Source organism: Limnohabitans sp. Jir61 (assembly GCF_003063545.1).
Classification (GTDB): Bacteria; Pseudomonadota; Gammaproteobacteria; order Burkholderiales; family Burkholderiaceae_C; genus Limnohabitans.
Map to the genome: position 1 here is coordinate 312,905 of NZ_NESD01000001.1, position 21,144 is coordinate 334,048.

Below are 21,144 nucleotides of genomic sequence, written 5' to 3' on the forward strand. Positions count from 1 at the left end.
AATGGACGTCTTGCTTCAACAAGTCATCAACGGCTTGGTGCTCGGCAGCATGTACGCGCTGGTGGCTTTGGGCTACACCATGGTCTACGGCATCATCAACCTCATCAACTTCGCGCATGGCGAGGTGTTGATGATTGGTGCCTTGTGCAGCTGGTCTGTCATTGGCTTTTTGCAACCGCTCATGCCCGACACACCGGGGTGGGTGTTGCTGCTCATCTCCATGGTGTTAGCTTCCATCGCTGCGGCGGCGCTGAACTTTGCGATTGAAAAAATCGCGTATCGCCCGTTGCGCAATGCACCTAAGTTGGCGCCGCTGATCACTGCCATTGGCATGTCTATCTTGCTGCAGACCCTTGCCATGATTGTGTGGAAGCCTAGCTACAAACCGTTTCCCTCGCTCTTGCCCACTACCCCGTTTGAAATTGGCGAGGCGGTGATCACGCCTACGCAGTTGATGATTTTGGGCCTGACGGTGGTGGCTTTGGCCGTGTTGTCTTGGTTGGTCAACCGCACCAAGCTAGGTCGCGCCATGCGTGCCACAGCAGAGAACCCACGTGTGGCCAGCCTCATGGGCGTGAAGCCAGATGTGGTGATTTCAGCCACCTTCATCATCGGGGCAGTGCTCGCCACCATCGCGGGTGTGATGTGGGCCATGAATTACGGCACAGCACACCATGCGATGGGTTTCTTGCCAGGCCTCAAAGCTTTCACGGCGGCGGTGTTTGGCGGCATTGGCAATTTGGCTGGTGCAGTGGTGGGCGGCTTACTGTTGGGCTTGATCGAGTCGATTGGCTCTGGGTACTTGGGCGACCTCACAGGCGGTGTGCTGGGCAGTCACTACACCGACATCTTGGCTTTCATTGTGTTGATCATCATGCTCACGCTGCGCCCATCGGGCCTGCTGGGTGAGCGCGTGGCAGACAGGGCTTGATCACCATGACGCACAAACTTTTCTCAAATCGTTGGCTCATGGCTGTGCTGTTGTTGGCTTTGCCGCTGCTGCTGCAAAGCTTTGGCAATGCATGGGTGCGTATTGCAGACATGTCCTTGCTGTATGTGCTGCTGGCGCTCGGCTTGAACATTGTGGTGGGCTACGCGGGCTTGCTCGACTTGGGCTACGTGGCCTTCTTTGCCGTGGGCGCTTACATGTTTGCCTTGTTGGCTTCGCCGCATTTGACCGAGGTGTTTCCTTGGGTGGCGGTGATGTTCCCTGATGGGCTGCACCTGAGCTTTTGGTTGGTTCTGCCACTGGCCGCTGGTTTGGCAGGTTTGTTCGGTGTGCTGTTGGGCGCGCCCACATTGAAGCTGCGTGGCGACTACTTGGCCATCGTCACCTTGGGCTTTGGCGAAATCATCCGTGTGTTTTTGAATAACCTTGATAACCCCGTCAACATCACCAACGGGCCGCGAGGGTTGGGTCAGATAGATGCGGTGTCCATCTTTGGCTACTCGCTCTCGAAGCGCTTGGACCTGGGCTTCATCGAGCTGCCGTCTGTCACCTTGTATTACTACCTGTTCCTCACGTTAGTGGTGGTGAGTGTGGTGATTTGTCATCGCTTGGAATACTCACGCATTGGCCGCGCATGGATGGCGATTCGCGAAGACGAGATTGCCGCCAAAGCCATGGGCCTGAACACACGCAACTTGAAGCTCATGGCCTTTGGCATGGGGGCGTCGTTTGGTGGTGTGTCAGGAGCGATGTTTGCATCGTTCCAAAGTTTTGTGTCGCCTGAGTCGTTCAGCCTCATGGAGTCGGTGATGATTGTGGCGATGGTGGTGTTGGGTGGTTTGGGCCATTTGCCGGGCGTGATTTTGGGCGCCGTGTTGCTGGCCGCTTTGCCCGAGGTGCTGCGCTTTGTAGCGGGCCCGATTCAAGAGATGACCGATGGCCGATTGGACGCTGCCATCATGCGCCAGTTGTTAATTGCGTTGGCCATGGTCACCATCATGTTGTGGAAGCCACGCGGTTTGTGGCCCACGCCTGAACATGGCAAAAACCTCAACCCACAAGGAGGTGCGCGATGAGCGACCTCGTGTTGAATGTCTCTGGCATTTCCAAACGCTTTGGTGGTTTACAAGCCTTGAGCGATGTGGGTATGCAGATTGAGCGTGGCCAAGTCTATGGTTTGATTGGCCCCAACGGCGCTGGCAAGACCACGTTCTTCAACGTCATCACAGGCCTGTACACGCCCGACAGCGGCAGCTTTGAATTGGCTGGCAAATCGTATGAGCCCACCGAGGTGCACTTGGTGGCGCAGGCGGGCATTGCACGCACGTTTCAAAACATCCGTTTGTTTGCTGAGATGACTGCGCTCGAAAACGTGATGGTGGGCCGCCATGTACGTACAGGCTCGGGCTTGCTCGGCGCGATTTTTAGAACCGCCAAATTCAAAGCGGAAGAGTTGGCGATCGAGCAGCGCGCGCGTGAGCTGTTGGATTACGTTGGCATTGCCAGCTTGGCAGACTACAAAGCACGCACGCTGAGCTATGGTGACCAACGCCGTTTAGAAATTGCGCGTGCTTTGGCCACCGACCCGCAACTCATTGCGCTCGATGAACCCGCAGCGGGCATGAACGCCACCGAAAAAGTGCAACTGCGTGAGCTGATCGACAAAATTCGCCACGACCACCGCACCGTGCTCTTGATCGAGCACGATGTGAAGTTGGTCATGGGCTTGTGTGACCGAGTGACCGTGCTTGACTACGGCAAGGTGATTGCCCAAGGCACACCGGCCGATGTGCAGCGCGACCCACAAGTGATTGAAGCCTATCTCGGCACGCAATCAGAACATGGGGTGCATTGAGATGAAACATGACAACGCAGCCGTGCTGTTGAGCGTCAACGATGTGAAGGTGGCGTATGGCGGCATTCAAGCCGTCAAAGGCGTGAGCCTAGAGGTGCGCGAAGGTGAGTTGGTTTCGCTTATCGGCTCTAACGGCGCAGGAAAAACCACCACCATGAAAGCCATCACCGGGCTGTTGGCCTTAGGTGGTGGCCACATTGAATTGGCTGGCAAAACGATTGACAGACAAGGCCCTTGGGACTTGGTGCAACAAGGCCTAGCGATGGTCCCAGAAGGCCGTGGCGTGTTCACCCGCATGACTATTGTGGAGAACCTGCAAATGGGTGCGTACATCCGCGATGACAACGCAGCCATTGCCGAAGACATTGAGCGTGTGTTTACCACCTTTCCGCGTTTGAAAGAACGTCGCGATCAATTGGCGGGCACGATGTCGGGTGGTGAGCAACAAATGTTGGCCATGGGCCGTGCGTTGATGAGTCGCCCAAAAGTGCTGTTGCTCGATGAGCCTTCGATGGGCATGTCACCCATCATGGTGGACAAAATTTTTGAAGTGATTCAAGAAGTGTCAGGGCAAGGCGTGACGATTTTGTTGGTAGAGCAAAACGCCAGCCGTGCACTGCAAATTGCCGATCGTGGCTATGTGATGGAGTCAGGGTTGATTACCCTGAGTGGTGATGCGCATGAGATGCTGCATGATCCGAAGGTGCGGGCCGCTTATTTAGGGGAGTGACGACCATGAGCCTGCGACTGAGTTCTGATGACATCGAGCATTACCAATCGCAGGGTTACGTGATACCACGCTACCGACTGGAGCCAGAGCTGTTGCAGTCGTTGCAAGTTGCACTCAACACCCTGATTGCCAACAACCCAGGCGTTCGTCCTGAAAAACTTGTGAGTGCGCACATCGAAGGTCGCAATGACGAAGGCGTGCATGGCAGTCAACGGTTTTTAGAACTCGCGATGCATCCACCCATCGTGGACTTGGTGGAGCAATTGATTGGCCCAGACATCATCTTGTGGGGCTGTCACGTGTTTTGTAAACCTGCCAGCGAAGGCTTCGAGACGCCTTGGCATCAAGACGGTCACTATTGGCCCATTCGTCCTTTGGCTACTTGCACCGTGTGGGTAGCGCTCGAACCCAGCACGCGTGATAACGGATGCTTGCGTGTCATTCCCGGCTCGCATCGCAACAAGACATTGCATGAGCATTTGCACGAAGATCGCCAAGATGTGGTGTTGAACCAGCGTATGGCCGTTGGCACGTTTGATGAAGCTCAGGCGGTGGACTTAGAGTTGCAGCCAGGCGAGATGTCCATGCATGACGTGTACATGATTCACGGCGCGAAAGCCAACACATCGACGCAACGCCGCACGGGTGTGGCCTTGCGTTTCATGCCCGGCAGTTCTTTGTTTGATCGCAACTTGCGCCCAGTCGATGGCAAGTCAGGTGTGCCCGTGAGTTTTGGCACTCGGCCTTTGTGGCTGTTACGTGGGCAAGATCAAACGGGTCACAACGATTTCCAAGTTGGACATCGTTAGTGTGCGTGGGAACGGGTTTAGCCTTCCATCATCCAAATCAAGACTTGTTTGGCGACAAAGCCCAGCATGCCAAACGCAAGTACCAAGAACAACACAAAGGTGCCGAACTTGCCTGCTTTGGATTCACGTGCGAGCTGAAAAATAATGAACAGCATGTACAGCATGAAGCCGCCCACGCCAAAGGTCAGCCCGAATTGGGCGAATTGTTCTTCTGTCATAAAAACTCAGTGGACCGTGGGGTCATAAGAGACCAAGTCCCGATAGGCGTGCCAGCTGGCGTGGCCGAGCATCGGCACCACAGCTAACAAACCTAAGAACGCTGAGCCAATGCCCAGCGCAGTAAATAAACACAACAGCCCAGCCCAGCAGGCCATCGCAAAAGGGTTGACGGACACCACGCGCCAGCTGGTGAGCACCGCTTGTTGCAGTGTGAGCATGGGGTGATCCATGAGCAGCGGGATGGTCACCAAGGTAGAAGCAAACATGGGTGCGGCAATGAGTGCGCTCATGAGCACCCACATCTCAAACAAACCAAAGTGTGATTGCAACACCACTAAGCGTACAAAATCGGCAGGGGTGTGAACGCTGGCGGGCAGCATCCAGTGCACCAAGGCGGCCGAACATACCAGCCAAGCACCGCTGCACAAGGCCAATAGAAAACCAAATTTGATAATGCGCCTGTCGCCGCATGTCCAAACGCGAAATGCATCGGCCAAGGTGGCTTCTTCATCGCGTTCCAAGCGGCGACTGATGTCGTATAAGCCCATGGCCAACAAAGGGGCCACGATCATGCATGCAGACAGCATGGCTGCAATCCACCAAAACTCATGGCGCGCAAACCAAAATAAGCCAGCGCAAACCAGCGCCAAGATCAAGCCATGCGTGACGCCTGCCGTAGGGCAGCGCTCCATGTCTCTCCAAGCCAGCGCAAGCCAGTGGAGGGGCCTAGACATTTCAATGTCTTTGGCTTCGAGATCGGGGTGTGGTGTGATCAGGTTCATGTGACTCAGTCTATACGCGCGCCAGAGCGTTTGATGATGGGGGCCCATTTGACGGATTCGTCTTGAATCAATTTAGCGAATTGTTCAGGCGTTCCACCAACAGGTTCTAAGCCAGCGGCTTTCAGTCGGTCTTTGACGGCTGCATCGTGGATGGCGTCATTCAAGGCGCTGTTGATGCGATCCACTACAGCGCGTGGTGTTCCAGCAGCGACCAACACACCGTTCCAGGCTAAGGCTTCAAAGCCTTTGAGCTCTGGCGCACCGCTTTCTGAAACGGTTGGTACATCTGGCAACAGCGGATAGCGGTGTGCGCTGGTGACGGCTAAATATTTCAAACGCCCTTGTTTCACTTGCGGCGCAATGGCTGTTGGCACTGAAACCATGAATTGCGTTTCACCCGACATGGTGGCCATCACGGCCGGTGGGCTGCCGTTGAAGGGGATGTGCACCGAATAGGTGTTGGTCACCGCCTTGATGTATTCCATCGTCAAGTGCGACGAACTGCCGTTGCCTACCGACGCAAAGTTGTATTTGCCGGGGGCGGCTTTCATCAACGCGATGGCTTCGCGCATTGTGCTCACAGGTACTTGGGCATTGATCGCAATCACATTGGGCTGTGATGTGGTGGTCATCACGGGCTGCAAATCTTTGAGCGGCTGATACGGCAGCTTTGGATAAAGGTGGGGCGCAAATGACAAGGGGCCGTTGTAGGACATGACCCACGTGTAGCCATCGGGGGCTGACTTGGCCACCTCGTTGGTGCCTAGTGTGCCGCCCGCCTGGGGTTTGTTTTCGATGACTACGGTTTGGCCCAAGTTGTCTTTGAGCTTGTCTTGCATCGCCCGCGCAATGACGTCGAGTGACGATCCTGCAGGTGCAACAACGAGCCAACGGATGGGTTTATTAGGAAAGCTTTGAGCTTGAGCAATAGGAATGCAAGACCCTGCAGCCAAACTCGCCATCACAGGTAACAAACGGCACAGGTGTCGGCAAGTGAAGGCGATGAGATCTTGCATGAATTGCCAGTGTTTAGGCTTTGTCTGCCGCAGAGGTGAACGAGTCTGCATAGAACTCGTCCGATGGCAAGCCTGCTTGCGTATAAGTAGCGCGGGCCGAATCCACCACGATGGGCGCACCGCAGGCGTAAACCTGATAGCCGCTGAGGTCGGCGTGGTCTTGCAATACAGCAGCGTGCACAAAGCCTGTGCGGCCGGTCCAGTTGTCTTCAGGCAGGGCATCAGACACCACAGGCACATAGGTGAGGTTGGGCATGGCAGCGGCTTGAGCTTGGACCCAGTCGTTCATGTAGAGGTCGGCAGGGCGACGGCCACCCCAGTAGAGGGTCACAGGGCGTGTGATGCCCTTATGGTGCATATGCTCCAAAATGGCTTTAATAGGCGCAAAGCCTGTGCCAGAGGCCAAGAACACCAAAGGCTTGTCAGAGTCCTCGCGCAAGAAGAAGCTGCCTTGTGGGCCTTCGATGCGTTGGATTTCTTTTTCTTTCATCGCACCAAACACGTGGTCGGTGAACTTACCGCCGGGCATGTGGCGGATGTGCAGCTCAATCGCGGGTGAGCCTTCGACAAAGGTATGCGGTGCATTGGCCATCGAGTAGCTGCGGCGGTCACCGTCGCGCAACAAAAAGTCAACGTACTGGCCTGCATGGAATTTCATCGGGTCGGTGGCGGGCAGTTGCAGCTTGACGATCATCACGTCGTGCGAGGCTTTCTCCAGCGAGACCACACGCACGGGCATCTTCTTGATGGGGAACGCGCCTTCTTCCACCACTTGGCGAGATTCCAACACCACATCGCTGTGCGCGGTGGCGCAGCAGGTCAGGACAAAGCCGTTGGCCGCTTCTTCAGGGCTGAGGGCTTTTTCTTGGTGTTTGCCGTGCGTCACTTCGCCCGAAATCTTTTTGCACTTGCAAGAGCCGCATGCGCCGTCCTTGCAGCCGTAGGGCAGGCCGATGCCTTGGCGCAGGCCAGCAGCCAGCAAGGTTTCGTCAGAAGTGGCGGTGAATGCGCGGCCGCTGGGTTGGACCGTGATGTTGAAACTCATCTTTGGGTATCCTTGAACTTTTATAGGGTGTATTTTGCCTTCCAATCAATTCCCCCTCGGCGCTTTGCCTTCTCGCTTCAAACGCGAGCGTTTGCTCATCATCGGTTGCGGTGATGTGGGCCAGCGCTTGGTGCGAGTGCAGCGCCATGTGCGTGTGGTCGCGCTCACCTCCAGTCCTGAGCGAGTGGGGGCCTTGCGTGCCCAAGGCGTGACGCCTGTGGTGGGTAACTTGGATGAACCAGCTTCACTGCAACGCTTGGCAGGTTGGGCGACGAGGGTGCTGCACTTGGCCCCGCCGCCCTTGCAGGGCAGCACAGACCCGCGGACTTTGGCGCTTACTCGTTTATTGATGCGCCGCAGTGCGCCACGCAGCGTTGTGTATGGCTCGACCAGTGGCGTGTATGGCGACTGTGCAGGCGCGTGGGTGGATGAGAGTCGGATGGTCAACCCCATCACGCCCCGAGCGCAACGCCGTGTAGATGCCGAAGCGCGTGTGCGCCATTTAGGGCGTTTGCGCTCTAGCGCTGTGCGCGTGAGTGTGTTGCGTATTCCCGGCATCTATGCGTCTGACCGCGAGGGCGGCACACCGCGTGAGCGTTTGCTGCGCGGCACGCCCGTGTTGGCGCGTGAGGATGATGTGTTCACCAACCACATCCATGCCGATGACTTGGCGCGCGCCTGCCAGTTGGCGCTGTGGTACGGCAAGCCGCAACGCACGTACAACGTGAATGACGACAGCCAACTCTTGATGGGTGATTACTTTGACATGGCGGCAGGCTTGTATGGTTTGCCCAAGCCTCCACGCATCGGCCGAACGCAAGCGCAAACCGAGCTGCCGGCGATGCAGCTGAGTTTCATGAGCGAGTCGCGCCGCATGGTGAACAAGCGCATGAAGCGCGAGCTGCGTTTGCAGCTGCGCTATGCGCAGGTCGAAGATGGTTTGAGGTGAAACGGCTTGTTCTCCAAGTCGCCCGCACAGGCATCAATCAAACTTGATGTTGCCCGCCTTGATGGCTTTGGCCCAGCTCACAGTGTCGCGGTCTAGCAGCTTGGTGGTGTTTTCTGGCGTGAGGTAACGCACTTCCACACCAGCGGCATCGGCGCGTTGCTTGGTCTCAGGCAGTTCCATGCTGCGCTTCACATCAGCCGACAGCTTTTGCACCACGTCTTTGGGTGTGCCGCTGGCCACATACAAAGCGACCCATGACTCCAACTCAAAGCCACTCAAACCAGCCTCTGCTGCAGTGGGTACTTGGGGCAGCTGTGGGTGGCGTGTTTTGCCGGTGACGGCCAAAGCCTTGAGCTTGCCGCTTTGCACATGGCCCATCACCGAGGGGGGCGTGCTGATGAACACTTGCACTTGACCCGCCAACACGTCTTGAATGGCTTGGCCTGAACCCTTGTAGGGCACGTGCGTCATGTCAATGCCGGTTTGTTGTTTGAAGATTTCCGTGCCGATGTGCGACACCGAGCCATTGCCTTGCGAGGCGTAGTTGAGCTTGCCTGGGTTTTGTTTGGCCCATGCAATGAACTCTTTCAAGTTGTTAGCGGGGACGGACGGGTGCACCGCAATCACGTTGGTGGCCACTGTGATCAGGCCAATGGGCGTGAGATCTTTCAAGTCCCAAGGCAGTTTGTCCATCAGGATGGGGTTGGCAATGTGATAGCCCGAGTAGGACACCAACACGGTGTAGCCATCTTTAGCGCTGCGTGCCACTGTGGAGTAGGCCAAGTTACCGCTGCCACCTGGCTTGTTGTCTACCACCACCGATTGCCCGATGACGCGAGACAAAGGCTCGCTCACCAAGCGGGCGGACGTGTCCACCAAGCCGCCGGGTGGATTGGGTACCACCAAGGTGATGGGCTTGCTGGGGTAAGCATCGGCTTGTGCATGCGCGACCATTGGCGCGAAGAGTGCGCCTGTGGTGACGACGGTGGCGGCGAGCAATGTGGCATTGAGTTTGCTGCGTGTGATGTGCTTCATACCTTGTCTCCTGTTTGTTGTTTATTCTTGGCTTTTAGTTTTTAGCGCTGACCCATTTGCACTGCTTCAAAAATACCCTGCGCTTCACGCGGCATACAACGCCAGTACTGTGGACTGGCTTGTACTTTGCCGTTCAAAGCGGCAGCTGCCTCCCACACCCAGCGGGGTTTGTAGAGGAAGGCGCGGGCTAGTGCAATTAGATCGGCGTCGCCACGCACCAAGATGTCCTCGGCTTGTTGGGGCTCGGTGATCAGTCCAACCGTGATGGTGGGCATGCCTGTCTTTTGCTTGACCAACTTGGCGAAGGGCACTTGGTAGTCGGGGCCGATGGCAATTTTTTGTTGCGCAGCCACGCCGCCTGATGAGATGTGCACAAAGTCTGCGCCTGCGAGTTTGAGGCGCAGAGAGAAGTCGGCCGTTTCTTCAGGTGTCCAGCCGTTATCCACCCAGTCAGACGCAGAGATGCGCATACCCAACGAGCCTTTAAACACCGCACGTACGGCCTCAAAAACTTCCATGGGGAAGCGTGTGCGGTTGTCAAAGTTGCCACCATAGGTATCGGTGCGATGGTTCGCGATCGGCGACAAGAATTGGTGCAACAAATAGCCGTGTGCGCCATGCAGCTCGATGGCTTCAATGCCCATCGCTTCTGCGCGTTGCGCGGCTTTGGCAAAGGCTTGTTTGATGCGCTCAAGGCCTTTGCCATCTAGCTCATGTGGTGCGGTTTCTTGCGCTAAGTGCGGGATGGCAGAGGGTGCTTCTGTGGTCCAGCCGCCTTGTGCTGGGGCCAACAACTGGCCACCTTGCCAAGGTGCTGCGCTCGATGCTTTGCGTCCCGCGTGAGCGAGCTGAATGCACACGGGGACATTGGGAGCCAATTTGCGTGCGCGGTGCAATTTGTCTTTTAAGGCTGCAGCAGTGGCGTCATCCCAGAGACCTAAGCACAAAGGCGTGATGCGACCTTCAGGTACCACGGCTGTGGCCTCGATGATGAACATGGCTGCGCCGCTGTTGAGCAAGCTGCCCCAATGCATCAAATGCCAGTCGGTGGCTTGGCCGTTGTCGGCCGAGTATTGGCACATGGGGGCGACGATGGCGCGGTTGGCCAAATTCAATGGGCCGCGTGGCGAAGTGAGGGTGAATTCAGAAAAGAGGTGGCTCAAGGGAACTCCAAAAACAAAAATGCCTGCGGAAGTGGCAGGCATGCATCGTAAACAGGGTGATGCCAAAAGCGTGGCATCTGGGTGACAAGGCCCTAATCGAGGTCGATATTGAAATCTTCGGGGTTGCCTTTTTCAAGCTTACCGTCTTCTTTGTGAACTTTGTCTTCAAAGTCAGTCAAACGGTTGTTCAGCGCATCCACGTTGTGTTTGATGCCAGCGAGTCGGCCATGAAAGGCATCGTGCATTTGTTCGCGCTTGAGCTTGGCGAGTCGTTGCTGCTCGGCCGCTGTCAAAGGCACACGGGGTGCTGATGGCGCTGCTGTTGTCTTTGTGGCAGCGGATGCAGCAAAGTTGGCCGCGGTTTGTGAGTCACTGCTAGGCGTAGCTGTTGGGAAGTCCACTTTGTTACGCACAACGCCGCCGGAAGGCAGCTGTTCAAAGTGGGATTCAATTTTGCCGTTGTCTACGCCTTGACGATTGGGGCCGGGCGGCGCATCTTGCGGTGCGGCTTGTCGGTTAAGTGAAGCTGCATCTGTCCCCACAGCTTGGTTATTGGGTGTGAAGCCGGGTGTGGGGGTCAGAGCTTGCTTGTTGGCTTGAATACCAAGCTTGGCCACCTGTTGCTCGTTCTTGCCTGTGGCATCCGTAGCAATACTGGCGGTATTTTTGGTGTCCCCATCCTTGCCTAGTGCTTGGCGATTGGGTGCCAAATTGTCTTGGGGTAGGGCTTGCAAATTGGCCGCAGCTGCTGGGCCGTTGTCGATGCCTTGACGGTTAAGTCCGAGGGAATCTTCGGGAATCGCTTGGTTGTTAGCGCCTATTGATTTACCGCCAATGTCTTGTACGTTGGCCGCAATCACATCTGTTGGGATTCCTTGGCGATTGGCTTCAATGGCTTTTTCGCCTGCGATGTTTTGCTTGTTAGCCGCAATGTTGCCGCCACCCACGTTTTGTTGGTTGGCTGCAATGACATCGTTAGGGATGCCTTGGCGATTAGCTTCAATGGCTTTCTCGCCCGCGATGTTTTGCTTGTTGGCAGCTATGTTGCCGTTGCCAACGTTTTGTAGGTTCGCCGCTATGGCATCTGTAGACAAGTTTTGCACATTGGCTGCAATGCCTTTGTCGGCGCCGATGTTTTGCACATTGGCTTGGATGCTGTCTGTGCCAATGTTTTGGATGTTGGTGTCGAGTACGTCTGTTGAGACGCTTTGAACGTTAGCTGGAGCCGTAGCACCTGCAGCAATGGCTTGGCGATTTTGAGCGGCTTTGTCCGCTGCAATTTTTTGGATGTTCGCGTCTTCGGCTGTATCGTCTGTGGCGATATGTTCTGTGTGTTCGGCCAGTGCAGCTGCTAAAGCCTTTTCAGCTTCTAGTGCAGCTAAGGCTTTGTCTTCAAACGCGCGTTTGCGCGCTTCAGTCTCTTCAGCGTCAGAAGTAACGATGTTTTTGGGATTTTTAGCATTGCCAGTGTGCTCAGAAACCGAAACACTGTGCTTTGAGCCACTTCTGACTAAGCCGGAAAAGTCGTCGTCATTCATAAGGTCTGAAAGCGTCGCTATCGAGTCAGGACGGTAAAGCTTTACCGATGGTGCCCGGGGCCGGAATCGAACCGGCACGCCTCGCGGCGGGGGATTTTGAGTCCCCTGCGTCTACCAATTTCACCACCCGGGCACGGGAGAGAAGACCGATATTATGACACAGATTTTTCATCGTTCGGGCTGGCGGTGAGAAAACTTGCGTCATGGTGTGTTGTGGGCGGCTATCAGGATGGGGTGGGCAGTGGTCGGATAGTGCTGGACCCTTTGGGGGCATGCTTGTCTGTTGTATCGGCGCGAGCGGGGCAGGCTTGAGAGGTGGCCGTAGGTGCAGGGATGATTTAGTCCTCTGCATCTATAGGGTGGCTAGCGTTTGTGCGGGTTCAGGCCAAACTCTCAAAATGAGAGTTTGATGGGGCTCAGGTGGCTTAAAAACTCGGTACCGAATTTGTTAGCAAATAAGGTTTGTTAATAATTAAAAACTAACTATGACCCTAGAATTCAATTCAATTCAATTCAATCTGAGACCTATTGAAATAGGACGATTTATGGAAAAAAAGCCTACCAAATGAACGCAATCCAGATTGATAACTTTGTAAAGATTGAAAACTAAGCGTAATCACTAGTCGGAAATTAGTTACGAATCACCTAATAATAATTTATTGTCAAAAAGACGAGTAATTATCCAGGGATTGGCTATGAACGCAAAAAATCTTGCTGTTTTTGTTTTGGTTGCACTTCTTGCTGCTTGCGGTGGAGGTGGTGGTGGTGGTGGCGGCTCCGGAAGTGGAAGTGGAAGTTCTGGCGGAAGTCCTACTTCATCAATTTCAGCAGTAAATAACCAAAGCGGTCTTTATGCTGGCGTAAGTAATTGGGTTGTTGGCGATTTGAACGGTGATGGCCTTGATGATGTTGTCTTTGGAGGATGGAATGGTCCAAGCAATACAGCAAATGTAACGATTTTCATTCAAAATACAGACGGTACCCTAACTGAAAAGACAACTGCATTATTAGATAACAGTGTGTATTCAGGAAGTCAGCGATTATTTATTTCCGATTTCGATCATGATGGTCGCGCTGATATTTGGATACCTGGATTTAACGATGGTTGTGTAGGTGGTTGCACTGCAAATAGCGTAATGTTGTGGGGGACAACAGGAAAATACACAAGACAGGATTTTACGGATGGGCTAGATAGCCATGGCGCATGCTTAGCTGATATGGATGGCGACGGTTACTTAGATATGATTGTTCGTGGCGCTTACGTTTTTGGCCAAACAACTAGTGGTTATTATTTGAATAACCATAACAGAACATTTACTTTTATTCCTAGTTCTCAAGTAACAGCAGGAGCTACGTGCAGTGTAGTAAAAGATCCGGGCAGTAACAACTTTGCAATCTTGCAAGGAAATACAGCTGGTGTAGCCGGATACAGTTCTTACATTTCAGTTCTAGACTCAAATTTAAACTTGATTAACGCAATCGGTGTTACAAGTCATTCAAACGTAGCTAATGACCTAATAAATTCGCAAGCATTAGATGTTAATGGCGATGGGTATATTGACTTCGTGATGGTATTTAATCAAATTGCAGGAGGTGTGGCTGGCGTTAAAGAGGTTTGGCTCAATGATGGTAATGGAGGCTTTGCATATGCATATACGATTGATAGCAGTACAAATAATCAGTATTCAATATTTAAAACGAATTTGGCGGGTCAAGACTATCTGATGTTCGATGCACCAAATGGTGATGCACAGCTGTATAAGTTAAATGCGGGCGCATGGACTCTATTTGGGAAGAGTAGTTTTGATACTATGGCAACCGAAGCTGGAGGACGCCCTGGAGTTGCTGACTGGAGTATTAAGACTGGTTTAGTATATATGAATAGAAATTCAAATAAGATTTATATGATGCAATATGTAAATGGAAATTTTTATACAAAACTATTGCAGTAATGTTGAAAGATTTTAATTTCCTAATAAAAATTAACGAGCTTCATTAATGAGCATTTCGTTATTTCAAGTCCAATTTAATTGGATAACGATATATGAAGGTCAAGAACGCACGATCTAACTCATCGTGCGTTTTTCATTCTGCAACTCTCAAAATGAGAGTTCCCAACGCTACTTACTAGCTTTACATCTAGTTCGGGCGATTAAAAAACATATCTTCGCCAGTGGCTGAGTTCTTCTCATGATCAATTACCCAAGGGTGATCATCCGTAGAAGGAAAAACTCCTTCAGTTGCGTTGGCCATAAGTCTTCTTGCCAATTTCAATGGATCGCTAACTGAATTAGTTAAGGTTCGCCTTTCAGGTGGTGGCACGATAACCCCGCCACCATACTGACGTGACAATTCAGGACACAGCTTGTGTTCGAGTGCAAACTCCCACATGGCTAATTTAGGACGCAATGCTTTTGAGCGAGTCCAATCCGAGTAAACCTTCAACCATCTAGAGATTGATGCATAGGTAATTTTTGTTTCGCCAGATTGGTGAACTGGGGCCGTGCTGAATCTCCAACGATCAAAGCGATCAACATAATTTTCATGCTCACGCAGGATTTTCTCAAACTGGAGTTTGAGTAGCTTTGGATCGAGGTTTAGTGGAATTTCAAGCTTAAGCATTGGCGGCAGGTTGTCATCATCACCATGCTCTACTTTGATGCTTATGTTCTGAATTTCAGTGTATGGAACTTTTTCGGCAAATATTTGGAACCCTTTTTCGTTCCACCACTGCTCGAAGTTAGTCTTTTGCAGATTGCCGAAATCTAGCCAATTTTTTTTAGCTTCATCACTTTTGAACTCGCCTGTACGTTCCATTTCCTGATACCAAGGCGATGATTGCAGGGTGTCAAACCATGCTTCGTATAAGGTTCCACGAGCAAGACGGGCAGCTTGCTCAGGATGCTGCCCAAATGTCCGATCTTCAGGGGGGAGTCCCTTGTAAAAGAACTTATTGGTCATCTGTAGGGAGTTGGTGAAACGCTCAATTACCTGCAAAGCGAATTGACCCTATCCAAATAATTTCCTTACCGGCTGAGAACAAACCAACCTTTTTTAACCCCGTTCTTGCCGGAATAAAGGAAACAAAATGGAAACGATCCAAACTGCAATCGAAAATCAATCTAACTTTGACAGCAACGTAAATACAAGCTGTAACGAAGTTGTATCTCATTCTAATGTCGATAACTCTCAAAATGAGATTTCGTCTCAAGCATCTAACATTTCTATTGCGCCGAATAACGCGGTTGCGGCAGTTAATGTGAATGTTGCAGCTACTGATGACAGCTCATTCATTGCTGGTGACTATGTTGCCGATGAGGTCGCAGTGAAGCAGCAGGCGGCGGCAATGGATGTGGAGCTGGACAACATGAAGCAATCTGCGGCTAATGTTGAAAAACAGTACAAGCTTAGCAACAAGTCACATTACATGCACTTGGTTGAATTGGTGCTGTTCTGGCTTAAGGCGCATTTGATCCAAGGCTACTTGGACACGATCTGCACTTCAAAACTGAGTAAATCGTTCAAAAAGAAAGTTGATCATGGCATCAACTTCGCACCTTTGCTTGCAACGGTATGGGAAGGTGTCGGTAAATCCAGCGTGATGACTAACAAATACAACCGCAACTCTCGTGCGATGAATGTCATTTTGAATGAGTACAACGCCAATCCGCATAAGTATGCAGTCAACACTGTGGATCAATTGGTCGCCTTTGTGGAGGGTAAAGGCGGTATCAGCGGCCTGATTGATACTATGAAAGCGGCGACTGATGAAAACACATCAGACTTTGATTCCGATCTTAAGTTGTGTAAAGCTGCAGTAACTCAAGATGCAGAAACGATTGCAAAACTGGCACAAGAGGGCTTGAAGCACATTCAGAACTCCACCTCATATCCAACTGCGAGCTTTCCTGCAAACGTTGTCTTGAATAAAGACAATTGCTCACTGGTATTGATCAGCAAAACACACAATGGTCAATACGCTGTAGTTGACCAGATCACAGACACAGCGTTGATCAATCAATCGCTTGCAAAGCAATACAGCGGCGATTTCAGCTCGTTTCCTAAATCTTTGCGTGTGATTGCAGAAACCGTAGCAACGCAGTGCCTACCTAACTCGTTGCAACACACATACATGCACTTGATCGAAGAGGCGGGGAAATTCGAAGATGGCGAGAAGCGTCATATTGCACGCCGCCTCATCTACAAATCATCTGAGGGTCAATTTTTGTTGAGCTCGATCCGTACAGACAGTTGTTTGGTGACTGTTGCGAAACCCAAAGAGCAAGTCATTGAAGAGGTTGATTACGATTTGCAATTGTCGTCTGTTGCGCGACGTGATCTGGAGTTGAAAGTCATCAGCCCTCGGATGTTCAAATCCTACAAATTGGAAGATTTGGATGACAAAGACATATTCCCTGCAAATGGCACAAGTTTTTCGCATCAGCTGGTTTTGGAATCTGTTGCGACTGATAAAGACTCAAAAAAAGATCGTATCAATGTGATCATGGATGCTGAGTTAACAAAAGCAGAGTCATTCCGTCAAGTTGACGTTGCTGACTTGAACAATAAAGCGCCGCTGTGGGAACGCACAGTAAGCCCTTCATGGATTCAAGAGTTCAACGCTTGCTTTACTAACAATTGGGTGGAAAGCCATGGAAAACACATCAAACGCCCACACCAAACTGTTTTGGAGCTGGAGTTCAAACGCCGCATTGTTCAAGTTAACTTTTTTAAGAAGGGGGCGGACTACGACTTCGACTTGACGGTTCCTGTTCCTATTTTGGATGGACCTAACTATGGCACTCCTTGTACTGTTTTGAGCAAAGACTTTGCAATGGCAATGCACGCCTTGGGTGATTTGCCTCTAGTTAACGATGTCGTCCTGCAAGTCTTAGAAGGTTTCCTGAAAATTTCGTATGAAACGGATGCTGCTATCTACGAGTTGTATGTTCCGTTCGCAAGCGAGGCGGGTCAACGTTATTCGACAGGCTTTACGAAGTATCAACTGGTGCGTAATCAAGCGTCTCCGGAGGATGACCCTTCTTATCAAACTGAAGCGGAAATGTTGGAGTAAAAAATGGAAGCATTGCATAACACTAACTATGCAATCTACCTCCCTGCGGTTAACACCGGTTATATCTCAACAGTAGCCAGTCCCTTGCCGCAGGGGCGTCGATTTCCATCTGGTTTGATGCCCAAAGACTTGATGTTTTGGGAGCCAAACAATCTCTGGCATTACAGGTATATGCTGCACAGTATTGGGCAGTATTCAGTTGGTAAAGCACCTCATAGTGCAATCAACACGGCAAATCGCAGCCAAAGCACATTGGTTGGTGATAGCGGCGGCTATCAAATTGGCAAAGGGACTTTAAAAGGCTTGAAATACGTTCAAAGCAAGCAGATGAAAGCCGCTGATGCACTTGCAGCATGGCGCAATGAGTCTGCTGCACGTGCATGGATCACAAGCTGGTTATCGTCGGAATGTGACTATGCGATGACGATTGACATGCCCTTGTGGGCCCGTGCAAGTAAAGGTGTCAATTCGCCATTTCATTTGTGCAGCCCTCAAGAATTGATTGCAATGACGGTTCAAAATCTTCATTACATCGATGCATTCAGTCCTGAGCACGTTAAATGGCTCAACGTCATTCAAGGTGGCCCAACAGTTGTTGACGCATTCGCTTGGTGGGATCAAGTTAAATGGTTCCGAAAGGGTGGTTGGGCAATGGCAGGTTCAGCAGGAATGGCTGGTGGATTGTTCAATATGCTTGCCATTTTGTTGATGATGCGTGATAAGAACGCATTTGATGCTGGCCAAGACTGGTTACATGTGCTGGGCGTTTCAACTCCATTTTGGGCAGTGGCATTGACTTCTATTCAAGAAGGTTTGCGTCACACCAATCCGGCATTGAAGGTTAGTTTCGACTCTAGCAGTCCGTTCTTGGATGGTGGCCGTTTTGAAGATGTTGCATTGACTCCAGCTTTTGGCAATTCAACAGCTTCATGGGCTATTAAAAAGGTTAATGCACCGCAGCAGCCCTCATATGCAAATGCCAATTGCACTGTGTCATTTCCTCATCAACAAAGCCCGCTGGGCAAGGTGTTGATGGTGAATGAACTGTGCGTACAGGCTGGTATGTGGCAAAACCGTCAATACGACAGTTTAAGCAATGCATTGCTTACTAATCACAACATTTGGGTTTATCTCGATGCATTCAAACAAGCCAATGACATTGTTGTTGCGCGAAATGCAAATCGCATTCCAGCAGACTACTTGCAATGTTTTGACTTGATCAAACACTTGTTCACTATGACAGGTGACTGGACGATTGAATTGGAAAACAACAAGGCTCTGTTAGACAAGGTCGCGCCGTATTGTTTGTGATGATTCGTCCTTATTAGCTAACTCTCAAAATGAGAGTTAGCTTTTTTCATATCAGTTCAACGGCATTGCGTTTCATATCGTCATTCACATCAATGTATTTCTGAGTGACTGCAATACTGCGATGACCTGCAAGACTTGCCAGCACACGAACGCCAACCCCTTTGGCGGCTAAGTTAGTGATGAAGCTACGGCGCATGGTGTGGCTGCTTGCACCCGCAATGCCCGCATTTCTAAATAACCAGAAAAAGTGCTGCGTCATGCCATTAGAAGTGAATCCTTTTCGCCCTGCTGTAATGAACAAGGGGTGAGTCACATTGACGGGCTGACGTAGGTCTATGTAGTGTTGCAATTCATCGCGTAACTTTTGCGAAACGAAGACAGTACGCGGTTGACGCCCTTTAGTTTGTTCGGCAGTTAACCGAATTTCAGATTTAACGGTCCCATCTGTATTCATTACATCGCTTATTTTGAGACTTGCAATTTCGCCAACACGCATACCTGACCAGTAGCCAGTTAGCAGCATGATGCGATTTCGTAGTGCAAATTTGCGTGATGCAATGTATGCAAGAACTTGTTCAAGTTCTGCTGGGGTGAGGGTTTTTGCTTGTGCCATTTGTTGTGTCCTTTGTATAAATAAAAACGCACGAGCAAGTGTGTTTTCTTAAACAAATAGAAGCGACCAAAACCCGATGCACTGGTGGGTTGAAAAATTCTTAATGGAATCAACGCTGAAAAGAAGAGTGTGATTTTCTTAAGTGCTTGTATTTACCAGCATCCCAAGTGGTCTGTGGGACAAAAGCGACAACGCTGCTGCGATTGCATAAAGCAACGTAGCAGCGTTTTTTCTTGCTCCCGCCATCTACATGCTGCTTTACAAAGATCGTTGCTTGTAGGGCTGATTTGACGTGTTGTTTGTGCCGCACAAATACAGGTCGCAAGTTTGTGCAGCTGAAAAAAAACTGTGTGCATGAAACACTTTGACCCTAAACAACTTGGATTTTTTACAGGTACAACCGCATATCACCTGCATGCCCCACGTGTAGTGCTTACAGATGGAGCCAAATACCTTGCAGAGTACGCAGAAGCGTACTGGTTGATAGATGCGATTGCCAGCTACTTACCAGCACTCATTAATCGAGAGCACTTTGTGGCAGCTTCGCTTGAAGTGAAAAATTCTTCAGCAGTGCTATCGCTGACAGATGGAAATTACAAAGACATTGCCTCCCAACGAATCCCATACTAAGACTTTCCAATGCTCGAAATAACTTTATTTGCTTGCTGGTCAGGTGACTATTGGGTGCTGATGCTAACAAGTGAGTACTAGGTTAACTTGGTCGTGGCATGCCATATCTCTAAGCTTGACGTATAGCTAACTCTGATTTTGAAGTGAGCGTTGCTCACTTGTGCTTGCATGAAACGCATTCTGCGTTTCACTTCGCACATGAATTTTATTGATTTGAAGTAGTAGGAGTCGAATGCGACGCTTGCGTTGCATGAGATGCATTAGGTTCATCTAGATAGATTAGATTGGCCATACGACGGCTATACGCTGGTCAAAACCAAACGCATAGCCATCGTCGTGAAGTTTCATCTGAGTGAGTTGAGTCGTACTGCACGAATGCATTAGAGTTTTACGCAAGACGTATGTATTAAAACTTGCAATCTGCAGCGTGTGCAGCAACTCCTCGGCTTCCACTGTTGGTCACATGTAATGCAAAGGCATGTGCAGTGCGGGGCCATTAGCCGTCATATTACAACCCGCGTTTTTACCCTTTTTTGAGCAGTGGTTTTTCTGCTGTTTTGCTTGTTAGCTATTGTTGCTTTGGGTTTAGTTTTTCTTTTTAATTTTTCGTTTTTTCTCTGCCATTTTTCGAATTACGCTTGTGTTGATGTTCATCACACTGAAACATGATGCATCGGTTATGCGATCCCTAGTGCGTCTGTTGCAGCAATTCTTTTCAAACTCTACTAGAGAGTAAAGCTGCTTAACACTTAGAAATTCTCTGTGTTGTGAAAGTAATTTATGCGCCATTCTTTGTGCTCTAACAACGTTTAGTTTGATGGTGTCAAAAGTTCGATGATTCATTCCGTTGTCACGCAACCAATCTGCCGTCAATGCATCGTCTTTGAAGTTCTTGTATTTGTTCATACAAATATTTATCCCGCACCAAATAAAACCATGTTTTTTCTAATCAAAAGTTAGGTAATTTCACGGCAGTCAATAAATACTTATATGAGATTTATTGAATTCGAAACCAACACAAACGAGGGAAGGCAGTGGACTGCTAACGATGAAACGCAGCAGATAGTGCAGCAGATGGATAGGCAGGACAACATTCGTGCGTTGAATGTTTATTTCCAAGATGTACACATCACCAACGCCGTAAAGGTTCTCGCATCACGTCCCGACTGCAAGTGGTTTTTTAACTTGATGGCTTTAAAGCTGCATCAACTAGATGCTGATGGTGTAAGTGGTGTTTATTTCTGTATGCACAAGCACGGTGACGATTGGCACATATGGTCACTAGACGATGATGACCACGGAATTGCTTACGAACAAGGGGCAAAGGGCACTTTCCCACTTTTAGCAATTGCACTGCGTGCAGTCAACGAAGCTAACTTTTGGCATGTAAGTCTTGCCGAATACGAAATCTAAGCTCTTTAAGAAT

The 21,144-nt window shown here is 50.7% G+C and carries 21 protein-coding genes and 1 tRNA gene; 11 read left to right on the forward strand and 11 right to left on the reverse strand.

Features of this window, described 5'->3' with window-relative positions; genetic code table 11:
• The first annotated feature begins 1 nt into the window (after position 1).
• Genes B9Z35_RS01540 through B9Z35_RS01560 form a run of 5 tightly spaced genes read left to right on the forward strand, consistent with a single transcriptional unit; the run spans position 2 to position 4,343 of the window.
• Positions 2-931, forward strand: a complete 930-nt coding sequence (locus B9Z35_RS01540; protein WP_108281905.1) for a branched-chain amino acid ABC transporter permease — start codon at positions 2-4, stop codon at positions 929-931.
• A 5-nt stretch (positions 932-936) separates the two neighbouring features.
• Entirely contained in the window at positions 937-2,025 is a 1,089-nt protein-coding gene (locus B9Z35_RS01545; protein ID WP_108282773.1) for an ABC transporter ATP-binding protein, read from the forward strand.
• On the forward strand, positions 2,022-2,804 hold the full coding sequence (locus B9Z35_RS01550; RefSeq protein WP_108281906.1) for an ABC transporter ATP-binding protein: 783 nt from the start codon (positions 2,022-2,024) through the stop codon (positions 2,802-2,804). The genes B9Z35_RS01545 and B9Z35_RS01550 overlap by 4 nt, the downstream gene beginning before the upstream one ends.
• A gap of 1 nt (position 2,805) precedes the next feature.
• Positions 2,806-3,534 carry an ABC transporter ATP-binding protein gene (locus B9Z35_RS01555; protein WP_108281907.1) on the forward strand — a complete coding sequence of 243 codons (729 nt, stop codon included), beginning with the start codon at positions 2,806-2,808 and terminating at the stop codon, positions 3,532-3,534.
• A 5-nt stretch (positions 3,535-3,539) separates the two neighbouring features.
• On the forward strand, positions 3,540-4,343 hold the full coding sequence (locus B9Z35_RS01560) for a phytanoyl-CoA dioxygenase family protein (protein ID WP_108281908.1): 804 nt from the start codon (positions 3,540-3,542) through the stop codon (positions 4,341-4,343).
• Between the two features lie 17 nt (positions 4,344-4,360).
• Here B9Z35_RS01560 and B9Z35_RS01565 read toward each other — a convergent pair whose 3' ends face one another.
• Genes B9Z35_RS01565 through B9Z35_RS01580 form a run of 4 tightly spaced genes read right to left on the reverse strand, consistent with a single transcriptional unit; the run spans position 4,361 to position 7,405 of the window.
• Positions 4,361-4,561, reverse strand: a complete 201-nt coding sequence (locus B9Z35_RS01565) for a DUF2788 domain-containing protein (RefSeq protein ID WP_104801216.1) — start codon at positions 4,559-4,561, stop codon at positions 4,361-4,363.
• A 6-nt stretch (positions 4,562-4,567) separates the two neighbouring features.
• Entirely contained in the window at positions 4,568-5,344 is a 777-nt protein-coding gene (locus B9Z35_RS01570; RefSeq protein ID WP_108281909.1) for a DUF2189 domain-containing protein, read from the reverse strand.
• Positions 5,345-5,349: 5 nt separating this feature from the next.
• Positions 5,350-6,360 (reverse strand): tripartite tricarboxylate transporter substrate binding protein, encoded by a 1,011-nt coding sequence (locus tag B9Z35_RS01575; RefSeq protein WP_233246442.1) that lies wholly within the window; start codon positions 6,358-6,360, stop codon positions 5,350-5,352.
• A gap of 13 nt (positions 6,361-6,373) precedes the next feature.
• Positions 6,374-7,405, reverse strand: coding sequence for a CDP-6-deoxy-delta-3,4-glucoseen reductase (locus tag B9Z35_RS01580; RefSeq protein WP_108281910.1), 1,032 nt, complete (start codon positions 7,403-7,405; stop codon positions 6,374-6,376).
• Positions 7,406-7,439: 34 nt separating this feature from the next.
• On the opposite strand from B9Z35_RS01580, the gene B9Z35_RS01585 reads away from it, so the two are divergent.
• A complete protein-coding gene (locus B9Z35_RS01585) occupies positions 7,440-8,354 on the forward strand; it encodes an NAD-dependent epimerase/dehydratase family protein (RefSeq protein ID WP_108281911.1) in 915 nt (304 codons plus the stop codon).
• 33 nt (positions 8,355-8,387) lie between these two features.
• Here B9Z35_RS01585 and B9Z35_RS01590 read toward each other — a convergent pair whose 3' ends face one another.
• The 4 genes from B9Z35_RS01590 to B9Z35_RS01605 form a co-directional block, all read right to left on the reverse strand.
• Positions 8,388-9,389, reverse strand: a complete 1,002-nt coding sequence (locus B9Z35_RS01590; protein WP_108281912.1) for a tripartite tricarboxylate transporter substrate binding protein — start codon at positions 9,387-9,389, stop codon at positions 8,388-8,390.
• Between the two features lie 41 nt (positions 9,390-9,430).
• Positions 9,431-10,552 carry an NADH:flavin oxidoreductase/NADH oxidase gene (locus tag B9Z35_RS01595; protein WP_108282775.1) on the reverse strand — a complete coding sequence of 374 codons (1,122 nt, stop codon included), beginning with the start codon at positions 10,550-10,552 and terminating at the stop codon, positions 9,431-9,433.
• A 92-nt stretch (positions 10,553-10,644) separates the two neighbouring features.
• Complete coding sequence (locus B9Z35_RS01600) at positions 10,645-12,090, reverse strand: hypothetical protein (RefSeq protein WP_108281913.1); 1,446 nt, start codon at positions 12,088-12,090, stop codon at positions 10,645-10,647.
• A gap of 48 nt (positions 12,091-12,138) precedes the next feature.
• Positions 12,139-12,223: transfer RNA gene (locus B9Z35_RS01605), tRNA-Leu, on the reverse strand.
• Between the two features lie 562 nt (positions 12,224-12,785).
• On the opposite strand from B9Z35_RS01605, the gene B9Z35_RS01610 reads away from it, so the two are divergent.
• Positions 12,786-14,042, forward strand: coding sequence for a VCBS repeat-containing protein (locus tag B9Z35_RS01610; protein WP_108281914.1), 1,257 nt, complete (start codon positions 12,786-12,788; stop codon positions 14,040-14,042).
• 187 nt (positions 14,043-14,229) lie between these two features.
• On the opposite strand, the gene B9Z35_RS01615 is transcribed toward B9Z35_RS01610, so the two are convergent.
• A complete protein-coding gene (locus B9Z35_RS01615) occupies positions 14,230-15,051 on the reverse strand; it encodes a hypothetical protein (RefSeq protein WP_108281915.1) in 822 nt (273 codons plus the stop codon).
• A 127-nt stretch (positions 15,052-15,178) separates the two neighbouring features.
• Here B9Z35_RS01615 and B9Z35_RS01620 point away from each other — a divergent pair, with 127 nt between their 5' ends.
• Positions 15,179-17,164 carry a hypothetical protein gene (locus tag B9Z35_RS01620; RefSeq protein WP_146178924.1) on the forward strand — a complete coding sequence of 662 codons (1,986 nt, stop codon included), beginning with the start codon at positions 15,179-15,181 and terminating at the stop codon, positions 17,162-17,164.
• Between the two features lie 3 nt (positions 17,165-17,167).
• Complete coding sequence (locus B9Z35_RS01625) at positions 17,168-18,475, forward strand: hypothetical protein (RefSeq protein WP_146178925.1); 1,308 nt, start codon at positions 17,168-17,170, stop codon at positions 18,473-18,475.
• Positions 18,476-18,521: 46 nt separating this feature from the next.
• Here the strand turns inward: B9Z35_RS01625 and B9Z35_RS01630 are convergent, their stop codons facing one another.
• The gene (locus B9Z35_RS01630; protein ID WP_108281918.1) at positions 18,522-19,088 is read right to left on the reverse strand and encodes a site-specific integrase; all 567 of its coding nucleotides are present in this window, start codon (positions 19,086-19,088) and stop codon (positions 18,522-18,524) included.
• A 354-nt stretch (positions 19,089-19,442) separates the two neighbouring features.
• Here B9Z35_RS01630 and B9Z35_RS01635 point away from each other — a divergent pair, with 354 nt between their 5' ends.
• Positions 19,443-19,718 carry a DUF6876 family protein gene (locus B9Z35_RS01635; RefSeq protein WP_233246443.1) on the forward strand — a complete coding sequence of 92 codons (276 nt, stop codon included), beginning with the start codon at positions 19,443-19,445 and terminating at the stop codon, positions 19,716-19,718.
• A 585-nt stretch (positions 19,719-20,303) separates the two neighbouring features.
• Here the strand turns inward: B9Z35_RS01635 and B9Z35_RS01640 are convergent.
• The gene (locus B9Z35_RS01640) at positions 20,304-20,624 is read right to left on the reverse strand and encodes a hypothetical protein (protein WP_108281919.1); all 321 of its coding nucleotides are present in this window, start codon (positions 20,622-20,624) and stop codon (positions 20,304-20,306) included.
• 84 nt (positions 20,625-20,708) lie between these two features.
• On the opposite strand from B9Z35_RS01640, the gene B9Z35_RS01645 reads away from it, so the two are divergent.
• Positions 20,709-21,131 carry a hypothetical protein gene (locus B9Z35_RS01645; protein ID WP_108281920.1) on the forward strand — a complete coding sequence of 141 codons (423 nt, stop codon included), beginning with the start codon at positions 20,709-20,711 and terminating at the stop codon, positions 21,129-21,131.
• Positions 21,132-21,144 lie beyond the last annotated feature (13 nt).